At 57.1% G+C, this 2985-nt stretch carries 3 protein-coding genes and 2 tRNA genes; 1 reads left to right on the forward strand and 4 read right to left on the reverse strand.

Annotated elements, in window-relative coordinates; genetic code table 11:
- Positions 1-374 precede the first annotated feature (374 nt).
- Positions 375-1916, forward strand: coding sequence for an IS1634 family transposase (locus CZ322_RS09715; protein ID WP_087071229.1), 1542 nt, complete (start codon positions 375-377; stop codon positions 1914-1916).
- Between the two features lie 278 nt (positions 1917-2194).
- Here CZ322_RS09715 and CZ322_RS09950 read toward each other — a convergent pair whose 3' ends face one another.
- The 4 genes from CZ322_RS09950 to CZ322_RS09725 all read right to left on the reverse strand — a co-directional run bounded on the left by CZ322_RS09950 (position 2195) and on the right by CZ322_RS09725 (position 2774).
- Positions 2195-2437, reverse strand: a complete 243-nt coding sequence (locus CZ322_RS09950; protein ID WP_143231908.1) for a hypothetical protein — start codon at positions 2435-2437, stop codon at positions 2195-2197.
- 45 nt (positions 2438-2482) lie between these two features.
- Positions 2483-2558 (reverse strand) — tRNA-Ala (locus tag CZ322_RS09720).
- On the reverse strand, positions 2558-2683 hold the full coding sequence (locus CZ322_RS10345) for a hypothetical protein (RefSeq protein WP_257960159.1): 126 nt from the start codon (positions 2681-2683) through the stop codon (positions 2558-2560). The genes CZ322_RS09720 and CZ322_RS10345 overlap by 1 nt, the downstream gene beginning before the upstream one ends.
- 17 nt (positions 2684-2700) lie before the next feature.
- A tRNA-Ile gene (locus CZ322_RS09725) sits at positions 2701-2774 on the reverse strand.
- Positions 2775-2985 lie beyond the last annotated feature (211 nt).

Genomic DNA, 2985 nt, shown 5'->3' on the forward strand with positions numbered 1-2985 from the left:
GGTAGCCCAGTTTACGGACTGTGGCGGTTACCGATTGCGTGCGTTGGTAGGTGGTGAGGGCTTTACGGATCTGCTCTCTCGTGTACGTACGCTTACTCATTGAACGTTCTCCTTAAAAATCTCTAGGAAACCGTCCGCACCCCCAAGTAGTTGCTAATGGCGGCGTGTCGTTGGCTTGGATCCAGCCTGGACCCGCACGAACCTGGTTCGCAAACGAAGTGCGAGGGAGAGCACCGTTTGCACCCGATTTCGTGTCTCTAACCTGACTTGGCTCATTTTGGCGTGATAGGTTTCATATTGACGTTGTGGCCTGGGGTTTTGTCTCGTTCGTGGGTGAAATGTCGTACTAACGGGTTGGGGGTAGGCTATGTGGTATGCCACGACCCCGGATTCGTACCGTGATAACCAAGTCGGGCGCTACCGCGGTACAAGTCGTGTGGCGTTACGTGGATCGCAAGCCCGTACTCGAGCACATTGGTTCAGCCCACACGCCCGGTGAACTCGCGCTCTTAAAAGCCCAGGCCCAGCGCTTGATCGACGGGGACCAGCTCTCTTTAGACCTGGAGACGGGCGTTGAGACAGCGCCGACGCGCGTGGCTAGTGGTTCGGTGGATAATCCCTTGACCGTGGCCAGCTCGCGTGCCGGCTACCTCCTCGACGCGATCCGTGGGGCTTTTGATTTCCTGGAACTAGGCCCGCCAACCAATCATGACCCGGTGTTCTACGATCTGGTGGCCGCCAGGATTATCCACCCGGGCTCCAAGTTTGATTCCATCGAAACTCTCGCCGAAGTCGGGGCAGGCTCGGCTTCGTATTCCACGATTAAACGCCACCTGCCCCGTTACGCGGAAGAAGAATTCCGTGACAGAATCACGGCCACGCTAGCAAGGCATGCGGGTATCGGGCCAGGCGTTCTCGTCCTTTACGATGTAACAACCTTATATTTCGAGACGGATAAAGAAGACGAGTTACGTAAACCTGGCTATTCGAAAGAACGCCGTATTGACCCGCAGATCACGGTCGGGATGCTCACCGACGCCTGCGGGTTGCCGTTGGCGATTGGTGGGTTTGAAGGAAACCGGGCCAAGACCCACACGATGCTACCCATGATTGAACGCCTCAGGCGTGTCTACCGGCTTACCGATATCACGGTTGTGGCTGATGCGGGAATGTTCTCAGCTTCTAACAAGCAAGAGATTATCGGGGCTGGTCTGGGCTATATTCTGGGCACGAAAGAACGTGATATCCCTGTCCCTATCGCAAAGTGGCGTGAAGAGAATCCGGGTAAAGACTATGTGGATGGTCAGGTCTGGCGCCAAGAAAACCATGCTAGCAAAGCCGCTGGCCAGGGTGTGGGTGTGGTGGAGTCGGTTGTTTATTATCAGTACTCGAAGGATCGGGCTCGGCGCACGCGGCGGGGTGTGAAAGAACAGTTAGACAAGGCCAGGCGTGCGGTGGAAGGGAAAATACCGGTCAAGCGTAACCGGTATGTTGACTTGCAAGCTCCCAATAAGCGCGTGAACCAGGCATTAGCGGATAAGCATCTTGCGTTGGCTGGGATTAAGGGATATGAGACGAATCGGTTGGATTTGGATGCTGGTGCGGTGATCGGGTTTTATCGCCAGTTATTCCGTATCGAGAAGTCTTTCCGGATGGCGAAGTCGGATTTACGGGCGCGTCCGATCTTTCACCGTAAAGAAGACTCGATCCAGGCGCATTTAACGATTGTGATGGTAGCGATGGCGTGCGGGCATGTTCTTGAGCAGGCCACGGGTGTGTCGTTGAAACGGTTGGTGCGGACGTTGAAGAAGTACCGCTCGTTCACGCTTGAGGTCGGCGGGCAGGTCGTTCATGCTCGCACCCCGCTGCCGGCGGATGTGGCCGTGCTTATCGAGTCACTGCCAAAGTCGCACTAAATGAGCCAAGTCAGGAACGAAGTGCGAGGGAGAGCACCGTTTGCACCCGATTTCGTGTCTCTAACGCGCACTTGACGGGGACGATGGATGGTTCGAAATACGCACTTTGGCGCCTCTGCCCACCCCGCGGCTGTGGCGCGTGGCCACGACCAGGAGCAGCACCAGCCCGGCCCTTTACGTGCGTCGATACACTGTTGACTTTGTTCGGATTTCCCGTAGGATTACTCGCGAAGACCCCGGAACGATCACCAGCCTCGGCTGAATCGCCGGGGTTACGTTTATCCTGAATGGGCCTCGGCTTCCGGCTTCACAGAATGTACATTTCGGACCGGACGGGCCACAAAATGTACGTCAGGAACATAAAACCAGCGGAAAACTGTCACCCACGTACATTTTGCTGACGGGACTGGCAAGGCCATCAGGCCGGCAGGCTCTGGTAGGCCGCCGCCTTCCAGCACCAGCGGCGCGGGCGCACCAAAGTGTGCATAAGACACCCAATAATGGGAGAAAACGGTGCTCATACGCACACTTTACGGCGGGCTAATGGCCAAGTATCAAAGAAAATCTGGTGGAGCTAAGGGGACTCGAACCCCTAACCCCCTGCTTGCAAAGCAGGTGCGCTACCAATTGCGCCATAGCCCCTAAGATTCCGGCGCGGGATCCGGAACGTGGTGCCAACGAGAATGCTCATCCATCACGTGCACCAGGGCAGCGACAGCACAACATCCAGCAGCAAGCGAGCCGAGGAAGAAACCAACCCGTTTCATAACCCTCCTCGTAACCGTGGGCCTAGATGGACTCGAACCATCGACCTCAGTCTTATCAGGACTGCGCTCTAACCAACTGAGCTATAGGCCCGGTGACCACATGAGTTTACACCGGCGAGCCGCCGTTTCCAAATCGTTTCGCTTGCGGTTCGCGTCACACCGGCCCGATGGCGTGCGTAAACACCGCTTTTACGCCCAGGAACCCGCACCTGCGCGCGCATTTTTTACGACGACGCCGGCGCCGGCGAAGCCGGCGCGCCCAGCCGGCTGATGGCTAGGCGAGCCGCAGCAGCCGGCGCAGC

Origin of the sequence: Actinotignum timonense (assembly GCF_900155575.1) — a bacterium.
GTDB lineage: Bacteria > Actinomycetota > Actinomycetes > Actinomycetales > Actinomycetaceae > Actinotignum > Actinotignum timonense.

Coding starts and splice junctions, on each gene's coding strand:
- CZ322_RS09715 (WP_087071229.1), top strand. CDS start 375: ATGCCACGACCCCGGATTCGTACCGTGATAACCAAGTCGGGCGCTACC.
- CZ322_RS09950 (WP_143231908.1), bottom strand. CDS start 2,437: ATGAGCACCGTTTTCTCCCATTATTGGGTGTCTTATGCACACTTTGGT.
- CZ322_RS10345 (WP_257960159.1), bottom strand. CDS start 2,683: ATGAAACGGGTTGGTTTCTTCCTCGGCTCGCTTGCTGCTGGATGTTGT.